This is a genomic window from Kaistella sp. PBT33-4, assembly GCF_029194425.1.
In the GTDB taxonomy this organism is placed as follows: domain Bacteria; phylum Bacteroidota; class Bacteroidia; order Flavobacteriales; family Weeksellaceae; genus Marnyiella.
In genome coordinates, this window is sequence record NZ_JARFYL010000001.1 from 293,042 (window position 1) to 307,930 (window position 14,889).

The 14,889-nt window shown below is 44.3% G+C and carries 12 protein-coding genes; all 12 read right to left on the minus strand.

Going from position 1 to position 14,889, the window contains the following annotated elements:
* Window positions 1-468: 468 nt before the first annotated feature.
* The 12 genes from P0M11_RS01315 to P0M11_RS01370 all read right to left on the minus strand — a co-directional run bounded on the left by P0M11_RS01315 (window position 469) and on the right by P0M11_RS01370 (window position 14,801).
* Entirely contained in the window at window positions 469-1,416 is a 948-nt protein-coding gene (locus tag P0M11_RS01315; protein WP_275624108.1) for a transketolase C-terminal domain-containing protein, read from the minus strand.
* Window positions 1,417-1,524: 108 nt separating this feature from the next.
* Entirely contained in the window at window positions 1,525-2,376 is an 852-nt protein-coding gene (locus P0M11_RS01320) for a transketolase (protein ID WP_275624109.1), read from the minus strand.
* A 90-nt stretch (window positions 2,377-2,466) separates the two neighbouring features.
* Window positions 2,467-4,050 (minus strand): sodium:solute symporter, encoded by a 1,584-nt coding sequence (locus P0M11_RS01325; RefSeq protein WP_158064801.1) that lies wholly within the window; start codon window positions 4,048-4,050, stop codon window positions 2,467-2,469.
* 246 nt (window positions 4,051-4,296) lie between these two features.
* Window positions 4,297-4,581, minus strand: coding sequence for a GNAT family N-acetyltransferase (locus P0M11_RS01330; protein WP_275624110.1), 285 nt, complete (start codon window positions 4,579-4,581; stop codon window positions 4,297-4,299).
* 36 nt (window positions 4,582-4,617) lie between these two features.
* Window positions 4,618-5,526, minus strand: coding sequence for a pirin family protein (locus P0M11_RS01335; protein WP_275624111.1), 909 nt, complete (start codon window positions 5,524-5,526; stop codon window positions 4,618-4,620).
* Between the two features lie 85 nt (window positions 5,527-5,611).
* On the minus strand, window positions 5,612-6,661 hold the full coding sequence (locus tag P0M11_RS01340) for an LLM class flavin-dependent oxidoreductase (protein WP_275624112.1): 1,050 nt from the start codon (window positions 6,659-6,661) through the stop codon (window positions 5,612-5,614).
* Window positions 6,662-6,764: 103 nt separating this feature from the next.
* Window positions 6,765-8,171, minus strand: coding sequence for an MFS transporter (locus P0M11_RS01345; RefSeq protein WP_275624113.1), 1,407 nt, complete (start codon window positions 8,169-8,171; stop codon window positions 6,765-6,767).
* 99 nt (window positions 8,172-8,270) lie between these two features.
* Entirely contained in the window at window positions 8,271-9,005 is a 735-nt protein-coding gene (locus P0M11_RS01350) for a hypothetical protein (protein WP_275624114.1), read from the minus strand.
* A gap of 253 nt (window positions 9,006-9,258) precedes the next feature.
* Complete coding sequence (gene asnB, locus P0M11_RS01355; protein WP_275624115.1) at window positions 9,259-10,926, minus strand: asparagine synthase B; 1,668 nt, start codon at window positions 10,924-10,926, stop codon at window positions 9,259-9,261.
* A 217-nt stretch (window positions 10,927-11,143) separates the two neighbouring features.
* Window positions 11,144-12,349, minus strand: coding sequence for an RsmB/NOP family class I SAM-dependent RNA methyltransferase (locus tag P0M11_RS01360; RefSeq protein WP_158064794.1), 1,206 nt, complete (start codon window positions 12,347-12,349; stop codon window positions 11,144-11,146).
* 200 nt (window positions 12,350-12,549) lie between these two features.
* Window positions 12,550-13,569 (minus strand): UDP-N-acetylmuramate dehydrogenase, encoded by a 1,020-nt coding sequence (gene murB / locus P0M11_RS01365; protein WP_275624116.1) that lies wholly within the window; start codon window positions 13,567-13,569, stop codon window positions 12,550-12,552.
* Between the two features lie 26 nt (window positions 13,570-13,595).
* Window positions 13,596-14,801 carry a pyridoxal phosphate-dependent aminotransferase gene (locus P0M11_RS01370; RefSeq protein WP_275624117.1) on the minus strand — a complete coding sequence of 402 codons (1,206 nt, stop codon included), beginning with the start codon at window positions 14,799-14,801 and terminating at the stop codon, window positions 13,596-13,598.
* Window positions 14,802-14,889: the final 88 nt, after the last annotated feature.

Here is a 14,889-nt window from a genome sequence, read left to right on the forward strand (position 1 = left end):
ATGGTAGGATTTTTTGGAAATTTCCAAAGAGCGGTGAATTTAATTGCTAGTCAACAATACTCTTTTCACCTGCTTATAAGAGTAACCTAAATTCTCTATTTTATCTTTATCAAAAATACTTTCAATAGAATTTATTTTCTTGTTTTTCAGTAGTTGACTGAATTTGTCTTAACCGATCTCCTTTCCATTTAATAAGATAACAGTTTGTTCGTACTGTTTTTTAACAGAATTGCTTAACTGAAGCCGGTTTTTAAGATATTGAAAAGGTTGATTGTTATCTACAATTTGGTCCTGTAGTAACGGGTTTATAAGTTTTTTTGGAGGTATTACAGGAAATCAGTATTAGCGCTAAAAAGAAAAAGAAATTTTTCATCGATATGTAGTGTAAGTTTATTTTTTCGAAATAACTATTGTAAAAATAAAAAAAACACGCCCGAAGACGTGTTTTAAAATGTATTTCAGAAAAAGTTATCTGGACATAATCCTTTTTACAGCGGCCTTTACGGCATCTGCATCAATTTCGTATTTCTTCATGAGTTCTGCCGGAGTTGCAGATTCTCCGAAGGTGTCATTCACAGCTACAAATTCCTGGATGGTCGGTCTTTTTCTGGCCAGCAATCCGGCTACAGATTCGCCTAAACCTCCAAGGTAGTTGTGTTCTTCGGCTGTAACAATCCTTCCGGTTTTTTCCACTGATCTCAGGATGATTTCTTCGTCCAGAGGTTTGATTGTGTGGATGTTGATCACCTCGCAGGAAATTCCTTCCTTTTCAAGCTGATCAGCCGCAACCAGAGACTCCCAAACCAGGTGCCCCGTAGCTACGATGGTTACATCGGTGCCTTCCTGCAGCATAATTCCTTTGCCAATTTCAAACGGCATGTCTTCCGGAATAAAAACCGGCACAACAGGACGTCCGAACCTAAGGTACACAGGACCTTCGAAATCGGCTATCGCCAATGTGGCCGCTTTGGTCTGGTTGTAATCGCAGGTGTTGATTACCGTCATTCCGGGAAGCATTTTCATCATTCCTATATCCTCCAGAACCTGGTGTGTAGCGCCGTCTTCACCTAAAGTAAGTCCCGCGTGGGATGCACAGATCTTCACGTTCTTGCCGGAGTAGGCAATGGACTGACGGATCTGGTCGTACACTCGTGAGGTAGAGAAGTTGGCGAAGGTTCCTGTGAAAGGAATTTTGCCGTTAATGGTAAGTCCGGCGGCAATTCCCATCATATTGGCTTCGGCAATTCCTACCTGTATGAAACGTTCCGGTGCTTTTTCGATGAACTTTTCCATCTTCAGGGAGCCGATGAGGTCTGCGCAAAGCGCTACGACGTTGGGGTTAGTATCAGCAAGTTCGGCCAGTCCGGCACCGAAACCGCTTCTTGTATCTTTATTATCTAAAACTTGGTATTTCATGACTTAATTTTTGCAATCAGCTTTTTGCATTAGGCTTCTTGCGGGTTTGTGGTTAGAATTGAGTGTGTTAAATCGGTCTAAAGCGAGTTGCTGAAAGCCAAAAGCGATTTAGTAATCAGCAGGACCTTCCAGATAAAGCTGTTTGAAGGCTGTGTCCAGCTGCTCGTCGTTTGGCGCTTTTCCGTGCCACGCGTGGGTTCCCATCATATAATCTACCCCAAAGCCCATTTCGGTATGAAGAATAATAGCTACTGGTTTACCATTTCCTGTTTCCTGTTTCGCACGCTCCAGGATTGAAATCACGGTCTCCAGGTCGTTACCGTTTTTCTCATTCAGCACTTTCCAGCCAAAAGCTTCCAGTTTTGCATGCAGATCTCCCAGACTTAAAACATCGTCGGTATCACCATCTATCTGCCTGTTGTTATAGTCAATGGTTGCAATTAAATTATCTACTTTATTATGAGCAGCAAACATCAGAGCTTCCCAAATCTGCCCTTCTTGCAGTTCACCGTCGCCGTGCAGCGTGTACACCAGCGAATCGTCGCCGTCCATTTTCTTAGCCAGTGCCGCGCCTACAGCCACCGACAGTCCCTGACCTAATGAACCTGAAGCGATCCTAACGCCCGGTAAATTGTCGTGAGTGGTAGGGTGTCCCTGTAATCTGGTGTTCAGTTTTCTGAATGTACCCAGTTCTGCAACCGGGAAAAATCCAAATCTTGCCAGAGTAGAGTAGAATACCGGCGAAATGTGCCCGTTGGAAAGGAAGAACAGATCCTCACCTTTACCTTCCATCGTAAACGGCAGTTTGTAGTTCATCACCTTACCGTACAGTGCGGTGAAGTACTCTGTACAGCCAAGGCTTCCGCCAGGATGGCCGGAATTAACGGCGTGCACCATCCTCAAAATGTCTCTTCTGATTTGTGTTGTAAGAGATTTCAGCTCTTCAATACTTTTACTCATTATATCGATTTATTTGCGTGCAAATTTACAAATAATTGACGGCTTGGTGAAACTAAAAAATCCTGCCTTAAAAAGCAGGATCTCAAATTGTTACTCCACAACCTTCAGGTGGGTGCTGCGGTCGCGGATGAGCCACAACCCTATGAAGGTCAGTAGCCCGTTAATCATAATCAGTTCCACGCCTATCCTGTAATCGCTGTTTTGTGTCACCAGATAGTTAATCAGGTATGTGAGCACCGGCGCCAGCAAAGTAACAGCGATGATGCTGTATTTTTTAGTAATCCTGAACCTGGTCAGGATGCCGAAGGCAAACAGACCCAACAGCGGACCGTAGGTGTATCCGGCCACTTCCATAATCAGGTAAACAATCGACTTATCGTTGATGGCTTTAAAAATCATGATGAGCGCAAAGAAAATAACAGTAAAAATGAGATGAATCTTCATCCGGAGTCTTTTTTTCTGCTTCTCGGTTTTCGTCTGGTCTTCGTTTATGTTCAGCAAATCCACACAGTAAGAACTGGTAACGGCCGTAAGCGCACCGTCGGCGGAAGGAAATAAAGCTGAAATTAATCCGATAATAAATATAACCGCAATAAACAGCGGGAAATACCCCTGTAAAGAAAGTGCCGGGAAGAGGTCATCGCCCATAATATTGGTGATGTTCCCGGTAGCGGCATCCGGGAAGCCGAATACATTGGTGATGTTCTGCTTGCCGTTTACAACATCAACAACCTGACTGTACACCGCGCCGTTTTCCATGGCAAACAGGTAAAGCAAGCCACCCAGGAACAGGAAAGCCAGATTTACGATCAGCAGCGTACCGGCAAAGGTGAGCATGTTCTTTTTGGAATTTTTAAGGTTGTCCACAGAAATGTTTTTCTGCATCATTTCCTGGTCCAGACCCGTCATAGCGATGGTGATAAACATCCCGCCCAGAACCGTTTTCAGGAAGAAAGTTTTGGAGTTGATATCCGTATTGATGAGATGCGTATAATCCTTGTCGGCTAGTATAGTGTAGGCTTCGCCGTAAGACAGGTTCAGGTTCGAAAGGATAAAGATGATACACGCCACAAGACTCAGGATCATAAAAGAGGTCTGCAGCGTATCAGTAATCACGATGGTCTTCACACCACCTTCAAAAGTGTAAAGCAAAACCATGAGTAAAATAACACCGGCCGTAACCCAAAAAGGTACGCCCAGCGCCTGAAGCAGGAAAATCTGGAGCACGTTCACCACCAGGTACAGGCGGGCTGTGGCGCCAATGGAGCGTGAAATGATAAAGAACAGGGACCCGATTTTATGCGCCTCCACGTTGAACCGTCGGCCCAGGTAAGTGTAAATGGAGGTCAGGTTCATTCTGTAATATAGCGGCAGCAGCACAAAAGCCACAATAAAATAGCCCAGGAAAAAGCCGATCACCATCATATAGTACTCGAAACCGCCAAAAGGATATTCACCGGTTGTCATTTTCCCCACCGTTCCGGGTACCGAAATAAAGGTGACGCCGCTTAGGCTGGTCCCTATCATCCCGAAAGCCACCAGCCACCATTTACTTTTCTTGTTCCCGATAAAAAACGACTGGTTATCAGCGTTACGGCTGGTCAGGTACGCAATGACGAGCAGACCGATAAAATAGGCAAATACAAACAGAATCAGTATTGTGGCGGAATTCATTAATTACATTTTAGTGTCGCAAATATAGTTTTTTGTGACTATTCGGACGCTAATTCGGGTCGGGAAAGAAGGTTGTGCAATTATTTGGGCGCCTTATCCGGCTTTCACTACTCGCTTTGCGCGGCAAAAAATGATATTTTTTGCCGCGCAAGAGCTCAGACAGGCCGTTCAATCCGGGGCGCAGGGTAGAAATAAAAAAAAACCTTTCCGGCAGGGAAAGGTTAGATTGGCTAAAATAGTTTTGGATTACGCCAGTACGTCCTGAATTTCTTTATTCTTCTGGAATGTCGCCTTGGCATATGTGCAAAGCGGAATGATTTTCTTTCCGTTTTCCCGTGCATATTCCGCGCCTGCAAATACCAGCTTTTTCGCCAGACCCTGACCGTTGTACGCTTCATCAACTTCCGTATGGTCTATGATAAACTTATCATCCCCCGCGCCGGTGTAGGTCATGCTGCCGGCCTTTTTTCCGTCTACATACAGGTTGAATGCTCCCTTATGGCCATCGTTTTCGTGTTTAATTTCAGTCATATCGTTTATTTGTTTAGTGTTAACTGGTTTAAGAATTTACCTTGAAAGTCTCGACTTGAGAACTGCCTCCGGCAAAGGCACGTAATCATCTGTATCACCCGGAACCAAAGGAAATGCCTCATGGTTTTGCTGATGCCAGTTCTCCGTAGCCTTTTCTATAACCGCTTTATCGGAATTTACGAAGTTCCAGAATATATACCGCTCTTCAGGAAAGGGTTCACCGCCAAAAAGATAAACGGTCGCCTTGTCACTCATTTCAAATTCGCAGAGTTTTGCATCCTTAGCTATTAACAGTTGCTTACCACCGAAAACCTGTCCGTCCACTGTCACCGTTCCTTCCAGAACATACATTGCCACTTCGCCGAAAAGTTCACCTCCAATATTCACTTTCTGACTTCCGGTACTGTAAATTTCAAGGAAGAATAGTGGCGAGTGAACCGGTACGGGTGATTTTTTGCCAGATAGTTCACCTGCAATAAGTTTGTAGCGCAAGCCGTCATCTGTCCAGTCGGGAACATCAGCTGCTTCGGTGTGATGAAAACTGGGTTCACTCTGTTCAAGATCTTTGGGAAGTCCTACCCAAATCTGGAATCCGTGCAGATGTTTTTCAGTGTTTCTCAGATATTCAGGAGTTCTTTCAGAATGTACTACACCTTTCCCCGCTGTCATCCAGTTTACCGCTCCCGGCTGTATCTCCAAGTCGTTTCCGAGACTGTCTTTATGCTGTATGGCTCCTTCCAGCAGATAGGTAAGCGTAGAAAGTCCGATATGTGGGTGCGGTGCGACATCAAGATTCTGGTAATCCTTCAGTGCCGCGGGACCCATATGGTCTATAAATACAAAGGGTCCGACCGCTCTTTTCTCGCGGAAAGGCAGTAGGCGGCCCACCAGAAAATTGCCGATATCTGCGGCTTTTTCTTCAATGATTAATCCAAGGTTAGACATGGTGAAATGTTTTAATAGTGGAACTCTGAGTTATACCAATTCTGGAAGACTCAGACACGAATTTAGCAAAAATAGATCAGATGTTTTAAAGAACCCCCAGTCGGCGCTTAACTTCCGGTATCACCTGAGTAGCATAAAGTTCAATGGACTTCATGGTAAGCTCATGCGGCACGAAGCCCAGGCTGGCATGACCCAGGAAACGTGTAAATCCAAAAAGTTGATGTTCGTATACGATTTTGTCCACCACCTGCCCCACGCTGCCAACCAGCAATGAACCTTCCGGTGAACGCATGAATTCAAACTGCTGACGGGTCATCGGCTGCCACCCACGGCTTCTGCCTACACGGTCCAGCATCTGCGCATAGTAAGGATAGTATTCATTAGCGACTTTTTCACCGTCTTCACCAATGAACATATGGTTGTTAATGCCTATTTGTAGATCTTCGGACTTCACACCATTTTCCAGAGCAGTTTTTTTATAAAGGTTTATAAACGGAGTAAACTGTTGTGGCATACCGCCAATGATGGCCAGCATGAGCGGCAAATGCAGTTTCGCAGCCCGGATTGCTGAGGCCGGTGTTCCGCCGGCAGCCAGCCAAACGGGGATTTCACCCTCAACTGCACGCGGATAAACTCCCAGATTGTTTATGGAAGCACGGTGCTGTCCGGACCAGTTTACGATTTCTGATTTGTTAATTTCCAACAGAAGATCCAGTTTTTCTTCAAAAAGTTCGTTATAATGATCCAGGTCATAGCCAAAAAGAGGGAAGGACTCAATAAAAGAACCGCGACCGGCCATTATTTCCGCACGGCCGCCTGAGATAGCATCTACGGTGGCAAACTGCTGGTAAACCCGCACAGGATCTTCGGAACTCAGAACGGTAACTGCAGAGGTGAGTTTTATATTTTTGGTAATGGCAGCCGCTGCAGCCAGCACTGTTGTTGGTGACGATACAGCGTAATCCGGACGGTGATGCTCGCCTACTCCGTATATTTCTATTCCAAGTTCATCTGCCAGTTTTATTTCCTCCAGCAGATCTTTAATTCTCTGCTGCGCATTGAGGCCTGTGTTTGCAGCTGTTTCAGGTGCGGCATCGGCGAAGGTCATCAGACCGAATTCTATCTTTTTATTCATTGATGTCGGATTTAATGTTCATACAAATATATCCATCCTTTACTGCCTGTACATTGACTTAAGTTAAGAAGCTGCAGCCCGGTGTCTTACGCAGCTTTTGTTATTAATGGGCGGACCGCATGTTTTCGCCGTCGCGGTAGTGAAGCCGGCGGAAGACAAAACCTGAAAATATGGTCAGTATACCAACCACGATAAAGGTGTATCGGAAAGCCAGATGGGGATTCCCGTGCATCAATGCAGCGTTACCTTCAAAAATCTTGAGTACGATAAGCCCGAAAGCAATACCGAAACCGATGGCCAGCTGTTGGTTTACTGCCAGCAGTGAGTTTCCGCTGCTTGTATGGCTGTTTCGCAGGTCGGCGAGGGAAATGGTATTCATGGAGGTGAACTGTATGGAATTGAAAAAGCCGAGGATGGCTATGATAGGCAGAAACCACCAGATGGACGTGTTAATATTTGGTAGAGCCATACAGCAAATCAGGAATCCGATAATGAAAGTATTGATCATGAGTGTTTTTCTATAGCCGAATCTGTTCAGAATCTTAATAACAGACGATTTTCCAAACATGGCTGTCAGTGCCATGGGTGCTACAATCCAGCCCGATATCACTGCGCTTTGGCCATAAGCAATCTGTATCATGAGTGGCAGGAGCAGCGGCACTGAACTGATGCCCAGGCGTGTGGCCAGATTTCCCAAAACGCCTACTCTGAAGGTGCGGACCTGAAACAGATTTAACGGAAAAATCGGATCGGTAGTCTTGCTTGCATGTCGGTAATAGTAGTAGATCATCAGGAATCCAAGTACAAAAATAAGCAGCACAGGAGTGGTACGCGTGCTGGTTCCGAAAAGTTCAAGAGCCACTGAAAGAAGCAGCGAGGCGGAAGCGAAAATAAGGAAGCCTTTCAAATCAAAACTGATTTCAGCCGATTTATAGTCGGGCATGTATTTCAGGCTCAGGAAAATGCCGGTTAATCCTATAGGTATATTGATGAGGAATATCCAGTGCCATGAGAGATAATCTACCATATATCCACCTACAAGAGGACCCAGCACCGGACCGATTAAGGCCGGAACAATGGCATAATTAAGTGCCGGCAAAAGTTCGTTCCTGTCATAAGTTTTAATCAGCGCCAGACGGCCTACCGGAGTCATCAGACTGCCTCCAATTCCCTGTACAACCCGCGAAATAACAAGTTGAGTGAGGTTTTGAGATGCTGCGCAAAACAGAGATCCCAGGCTGAATACAATAATGGAAAATATAAATATCTTCTTTGTGCCGAATTTATCTGCCAAAAAACCACTCACGGGCATGAACAGTGCCAGTGTGAGTACGTAGCTTATGATGGTATTCTGCATATCCAGCGGCGATTCGCGCAGATCTGCAGCAATGGAAGGTAAAGATGTGTTCAGGATCGTGGAGTCCAGCATCTGCATGAAAATTGCCGTCGCAAGGATGAAGGGTAGAATTCTTTTAGTTGGGGTATCGAAAGTCTTTGTGGAATTGGGCATCAACAGGTGTTATCAAAAAATGAACCTAAAAAATGGCGTGTAATTTAAAATCCTTTAAAGCGATACAAAAAAAACCTGCCGGATCAGGCAGGTTTCATTTTAATATTTCTTGTCTCTGTGTTCCACGTCAGTCCACGGACCGCCATCTTTTTTATATCTCACAAAAATATAATCCTCAAAATCAAGAGTTTTGTAAACAATGTTGTCATTTCCTACCTGAAAGGCAGTGATGTAATAATAGTCGGCATCGCTCTTCACTTTCTTGTCGCCCATTTTAGCACTTTCGGGAACAAAGTTTGGGAATGAGTAATTAGGCAGGATGCTCTTCAGTTCAGTGTAAAACACTTCATTTTTCTTAGGGTCCGGTACAATGTCCACAATCTTATAATCATCTTCATCGATCCACATATAGTAAATTTTCTGCTCCTGTGTTTTCTGATTGTCAGATGTGAACGAATATAGCTTCTTAGGAAGCATGGTAACTACACTTTCAGGCTTAACGACTGAGAAATATTTCTCATTTTGAGGATCTACGTAAGTACGCAGGTTAAGCGCCATCACCGGATTAGTCCAGTCTTTGTTCTTGAAATACTGGTCCAGTGAAAGTTCGGCATCTTCCCTATACTTTCTGTTTTCTTTAGTAAGGGTTTTTGTAGGGATTTGAGGCATAATTTCCTTTACAAAAGTATAAAGTACCCGAGGCTTAATTTCTTTTAGATGGGGGTAAGCCTGCAATTCCTCAACCTTTGTAAGCCAGAAATATTGCTGGTAAAAATCTTCTTTATCCTTGGATTTTACATTTTTGTATGAAACGCCCAGTTTTTTTGAATTCATTACGGACTCAAACTTATTTTGTGCAAAGTTTAAGTTAAAAGCCAGCAATGCAGTAAAAAGTAGAATTAAGTTTCTTCTCATTTTTTTGAATTGTTAAGTATTTTCCAAATATAGTTAATTATTGGATAATCTTTGGGCGCATTTGTTAAAATTCAAATTTAATATTTTGCCATTATTCAGATTTGCTGAACAAAACGTTCACATTATCAGTGTTTTAATGTCCTTATTTTTTTAAGCCACTAAAATGAATATGTTAATATGACTCCTCATGCACATTTACAGCGCGGCCACTTGGGTCACTTAAGTTTTTAAAGGCTTCATCCCACTCCAAAGCAATGGGCGTTGAACAGGCTACAGAAGGTACAGACGGAACTGTAGCGGCAGCAGTTTCACTCGGGAAGTGTTCCTCAAAAATGGTTCTGTAGCGGTACTCTTCCTTATTTTGCGGAGTATTAAGCGGAAATCTGAATTTTGCATTGACCATCATCTCATCAGAAACTTCGTTTTCGGCTGCCTCTTTAAGCGAATCGATCCAGGAATATCCTACGCCGTCTGAGAACTGCTCTTTCTGACGCCACGCAATGCTGTCCGGCAACAAATCTTCAAATGCTTTTCTGAGTATGTATTTTTCCATCCGGCCATTTGCCAGACTGATCATCTTGTCGGCTGGATTTACAGTCATCGCTACATCCATAAACTCTTTGTCCAGAAACGGAACCCTACCTTCAATGCCCCAGCTCATAAGCGCTTTGTTGGCCCGAAGACAGTCGTAAAGGTGCAGTTTACTTAATTTTCTTACGGTTTCGTCATGGAATTCCTTTGCATTGGGTGCTTTATGGAAGTAAAGATATCCACCAAAAAGTTCGTCGCTGCCTTCACCGGAAAGTACCATTTTAATTCCCATGGATTTAATTACCCTGGCCAGAAGGTACATAGGCGTAGATGCTCTTACAGTTGTAACGTCATAGGTTTCCAGATGATAGATAACATCGCGGATTGCATCCAGACCTTCCTGAACAGTAAAATGGACTTCATGATGTATGGAACCAATATGATCTGCGGCTTTTTGTGCTGCAACAAGGTCGGGCGAGCCTTGCAGACCTACAGCAAAACTGTGCAGGCGCGGATACCAGGCTTCCTCCTGATCACCGCTTTCAATACGGTTGCGGGCGTACTTGGCTGTTACGGCAGCAATAATAGACGAGTCCAGACCACCGCTTAACAAAACCCCATAGGGAACATCACTCATGAGCTGGCGGTGCACCGCGGCTTCCAAGCCTTGCCGGATTTTACTGATGTCCGTTTGATTCTCTTTAACACTGTCGTAGTCCTCCCAGCCACGGCTATACCATTTTTGTAATTCAAATCCTTCTGCACTGTACAGATAGTGGCCTGGCAGAAATACCTCAATCGATTTGCAGACTCCTTCCAGAGCCTTCAGTTCAGAGGCTACATAATAATTTCCGTTACGGTCCCAACCCTGATAAAGCGGGCAAATACCCATATGGTCACGACCAACCAGATAAACTCCTGTTTCGGAATCATAAAGGGCGAAGGCAAATATGCCGTTCAGTTTTTCCAGAAAATCCTTCCCATGCCTGCGGTAGAGAGCCAGAATTACTTCGCAGTCCGATTGCGTAAGGAATTCATAGTCCGGAAACTCAGCACGTAGCTCGCGGTGATTATATATTTCCCCGTTTACTGCCAACACTACTTTTCCGTCTTTGGTAAAAAGGGGTTGTTTTCCGGAGGTGGGATCTACGATGGCCAGCCTTTCGTGGGAGAAGATCACCCGCTCATCCTGGAAAATGCCGCTCCAGTCGGGACCGCGGTGGCGAACTTTTCGGGACATCTGAAGGATTTGGGGCCTTAATGTTTCTGTTTTCTGTTTTGCATCAAGCAAGCAAACGATTCCACACATAATAAAAAGTTATTTGGTTAGTAGTTATATTTAATACAAACTTATCAATATACTTAATATTACCAAATAAAAATCATTATTTATGAAATAAATAGACTGTTTAAATGAAATTGTGTGTAAAAAATTAATTTGATAAGGTTTTCATAATGTCCCCGCGAAAAATTTTTCACAAAAAAAACAGCCCGAAAGCTGTTTAATAATTTAATTAGTCTGGTTTTCAGAGGTTACGTGCCATAAGCGCCATGTAAAATCCGTCGAAACCATCGCTGGGCATCACTTTCTCTTCTTTTATAAGTTTGAATTCCGGATTGTTCTTCAGGAAAATTTCTACCTGCTCGTTGTTCTCACTTGGTAAAATGGAACAGGTGGCATACAGCATCTTTCCGCCTTTCTTCAGCATTTTTGAGTAGTCCTGAAGGATTTGCTGCTGTTCCTGCTTAATACGGTCTATAAAATCCTGGTCAATTTTCCACTTGGAGTCCGGGTTCCTTTTCAGTACGCCCAGCCCGGAACAGGGTGCATCTATAAGCAGTCGGTCTGCTTTTTCGTGCAGGCGCTTGATTACTTTGTTATCTTCAATAAACCTTGTTTCAATATTGTGAGCACCGGCCCGCTTCGCCCGGCGTTTCAATTCGGCCAGTTTCCATTCATAAATATCCAGAGCGATAATCTGACCTTTATTTTTCATCAAAGCGGCCAGATGCAGTGTTTTACCACCTGCGCCGGCACAGGCATCAACCACGCGCATACCTTCCTGAACATCGAGCAGTTCACCAATTTTCTGCGAGGAGGCATCCTGAACTTCAAAAAGTCCGTCTTTGAAGGCGGAGGTAAGGAAAACATTTTTCTTTTCCTCCAGCTGAACGGCGTCCGGATAGTTGCGTATCTGGAAACTTTCCACATCTTCATCCTTGAGGTCGGAAACAAGTTCTTTCGCTGTCGTTTTCAATGTGTTAGCCCGTAAAATAGTGGGTGCCTGTTCATTCAGTGCGTTCATTTCACGCTCCCAACCGCTGCCCAGCTCCTTCTCCAGCGTACCGGCCAGCCATTCCGGGATGGAATGTTCAATTGCCTTGTTCGGAACGGTGTTTTTCTTCAGCTTGGTAAGGATATCGGCTGTCTTGATACCGTCAAATTCCTCAAATTTTTTATAATGGGTCTTGCTCCAAAGACAGTACGCAAGTATCAGTTTGTAAACATTGTTCGGCTTTACGCCCTCTCCCATATAGTATTCGAGGCGTTTTTTCCAGCGGATAATGTCATAGAAAATCTGCGAAACGACTTTGCGGTCTTCACTGCCCCATTTTTTATGAGCTTTAAGAAGTCTTTCAATTACCTTGTCGGCATATTTTCTTTCCTGAAAGAAGGTTTCCTGTAATGCATCGTGGATACCAATCAGTAAGTTGCGGTGTATGAGTTCCATAAAGTGGTATTGCCTTAGAAGTTGATAAGGCTTTGCAAAAATAGTGATAATTTGAAGAATGTACAGAAGATGGGGTGATGAGGTAGTATGGAGGTGTGATGATTTGCTGATGTGATGATGTGTGATGCGCGGATGTGATGATGTCTCTATCCGCATTAGCATTATGCTTAGGAAATTTCAGTTAGTTGGCAGCGGAATAATTAGATTATATTTACTTCTCTTTCGAGCTCAATACCAAATTTCTCTTTCACCGAATCAATGATCATAGCAGAAAAATCGAAAATTTCCTGTCCAGATGCCTTGCCGGTTTTATTGACAATCACCAAGGCCTGCAAATCATGACAGGCCACATTGCCAATTTGTTTTCCTTTCCAGCCACACTGCTCTATCAACCAGCCGGCCGGCACTTTTATCAGGTCGCCAGCAGGATAAGACGGTAAATCCGGGTAGCGTTGCTGTACCTTAGCAAAGTGTTCTGCGGTTATAACCGGATTTTTAAAAAAACTGCCGGCATTTCCAAGTACTGCAGGATCGGGCAATTTACTTTTGCGGATATTAATCACAGCAGCAGAGATGTCCTGAACGGTAGGATTTACGGTTCCCATTTTTTCCAGTTCCGACTGAATGGCGCCGTATCCTGCCTTGATGACATGGTTTATTCTGCTGAGTTTAAACGTGACTTCCAGGATGACGTATTTTCCTTTGCCTTCCTGCTTAAATATAGAATCGCGGTATCCAAATCTGCATTTTTCCTGGCTGAGTTCCTCCGTTTCCAGGTTTTCAAGGTTTAAGACCAGGCAGCTTACAAAAACGTCTTTGATTTCGGTGCCGTACGCGCCTATGTTCTGCATAGGAGAGGTTCCTACGTTGCCGGGTATCAGCGACAGATTTTCCAAGCCACCATAATCTTTCTGAAGGCAGTATTCAACAAAGGAATGCCAGTTTTCTCCAGCCCGGGCTTTAACCAGGACCTTATCTTCACTGAGAATAATTTCTTCTATACCCTTAAAGTTAATCTGTATGGCAATACCTTCAAAATCTTTTGTGAAAAGCACATTGGAACCGGCACCGAGCATCAGTGTTGGGAGATTACTGCTTTTCGCAAAATCCAATGCAGCTATTAAATCCTGCAGGGTAGCAACCACTGCGAAGTATCGTGCGGAAACATCGACCCCAAAAGTGTTGTGTTCTTTTAGGGAATGATTTTCAAATAAGATCATACTGTTGGGGAAGTAAATGGCGGTACCTAAAGGCTGAATTCCTCCCGGTATTTTTGAAGTGCATCGTTCAGGAGCTCTACACTGCGGCGTAAATCTTCTTCCTTCAGTACGTAGGCAATACGAACCTGTTTTTTGCCCAGTTCCGGATCACTGTAGAAACCACCTGCGGGTGCAACCATTACGGTTTCGTTGTTACTGGAATAATGTTCCAGCAACCACTGAGCGAATTTTTCTGAATCATCCACAGGAAGTTCGGCCACACAGTAAAATGCCCCTTTGGGCTTCGGGCAGATTACACCCGGGATTCCGTTCAATAAATCCACAAGGACGTTTCTCCTGTGGGTATATTCACTGCGGACCTGCATGATATAGGCAGCATCATCTCTATGTGCGGCGGTAGCCGCGATCTGACCCAAAAGAACAGGCGAAAGCCTGGCCTGAGCAAACAGCATGGCTGCATCGTGGATGGTTTTGGAACGGGTGATCATGCAGCCGATCCGGGCGCCACACATGGAATAACGCTTGGACTCGGAATCGATGATGATACAGTTTTCAGCTAATTCAGGAAAATCGAACATTGAGATTTGCTGCTTGCCGTCATAAACATATTCGCGGTAAACTTCATCAGAAATAATAACGATGTCATGCTTCAGCGCAATATCTGCCAGTTGCTGCAACTCTTCGCGGGTATACAGGTAGCCGGTAGGGTTGCCGGGGTTGCAGATGATGATTGCACGTGTCTTTGGAGTAATCTTCTTTTCAAATTCCTCAATTGCAGGAAGTGCAAATCCGGTATCAATGGTGGATGGGATAGCTACCACCTTAATGTTGAAAGTGCTGGTGAAACCGTTATAATTGGCGTAATACGGTTCGGGAATAATTACCTCATCGCCGTCGTCGCAAAGTGTGGACAGGGCAAAGTTCAAAGCCTCGGAGCCACCGTTAGTCACAATAAAATTATCTGTGGTTAGGTCGGTAAATCCTAAAGAATGATAATAATCCTTAAGCGCTGTCCGGTATTCCAGATTGCCTTCAGACAGGGCGTATTCCAGGACCTTAAGGTCAATATTTTTCAGTGCGTCTATTGCACTTTGGGGGGTGTCAATATCTGGCTGACCAATATTGAGGTGATATACCTTTATTCCTTTCTGCTTGGCCAGCAGGGCGTAAGGAACGAGTTTTCTAACTGGTGAAGCGGGCATTTCCGCAGCTCTGGTGGATATCTTAGGCATTTATTCAGATTTTTTACAAAAGTAGGAAATTTTCCGCACCCCCGGTTTGGCTGCCGGCGCATTAAATGGGTGAAACTGCAGTTTGCAA

What these genes read in the sequence shown, in the direction of transcription:
- P0M11_RS01330 (WP_275624110.1), bottom strand. Translation starts at nt 4,581, where the DNA reads ATGACTGAAATTAAACACGAAAACGATGGCCATAAGGGAGCATTCAAC.
- P0M11_RS01335 (WP_275624111.1), bottom strand. Translation starts at nt 5,526, where the DNA reads ATGTCTAACCTTGGATTAATCATTGAAGAAAAAGCCGCAGATATCGGC.
- murB (WP_275624116.1), bottom strand. Translation starts at nt 13,569, where the DNA reads ATGATCTTATTTGAAAATCATTCCCTAAAAGAACACAACACTTTTGGG.
- P0M11_RS01315 (WP_275624108.1), bottom strand. Translation starts at nt 1,416, where the DNA reads ATGAAATACCAAGTTTTAGATAATAAAGATACAAGAAGCGGTTTCGGT.
- P0M11_RS01360 (WP_158064794.1), bottom strand. Translation starts at nt 12,349, where the DNA reads ATGGAACTCATACACCGCAACTTACTGATTGGTATCCACGATGCATTA.
- P0M11_RS01320 (WP_275624109.1), bottom strand. Translation starts at nt 2,376, where the DNA reads ATGAGTAAAAGTATTGAAGAGCTGAAATCTCTTACAACACAAATCAGA.
- P0M11_RS01325 (WP_158064801.1), bottom strand. Translation starts at nt 4,050, where the DNA reads ATGAATTCCGCCACAATACTGATTCTGTTTGTATTTGCCTATTTTATC.
- P0M11_RS01340 (WP_275624112.1), bottom strand. Translation starts at nt 6,661, where the DNA reads ATGAATAAAAAGATAGAATTCGGTCTGATGACCTTCGCCGATGCCGCA.
- P0M11_RS01370 (WP_275624117.1), bottom strand. Translation starts at nt 14,801, where the DNA reads ATGCCTAAGATATCCACCAGAGCTGCGGAAATGCCCGCTTCACCAGTT.
- P0M11_RS01345 (WP_275624113.1), bottom strand. Translation starts at nt 8,171, where the DNA reads ATGCCCAATTCCACAAAGACTTTCGATACCCCAACTAAAAGAATTCTA.
- P0M11_RS01350 (WP_275624114.1), bottom strand. Translation starts at nt 9,005, where the DNA reads ATGAATTCAAAAAAACTGGGCGTTTCATACAAAAATGTAAAATCCAAG.
- asnB (WP_275624115.1), bottom strand. Translation starts at nt 10,926, where the DNA reads ATGTGTGGAATCGTTTGCTTGCTTGATGCAAAACAGAAAACAGAAACA.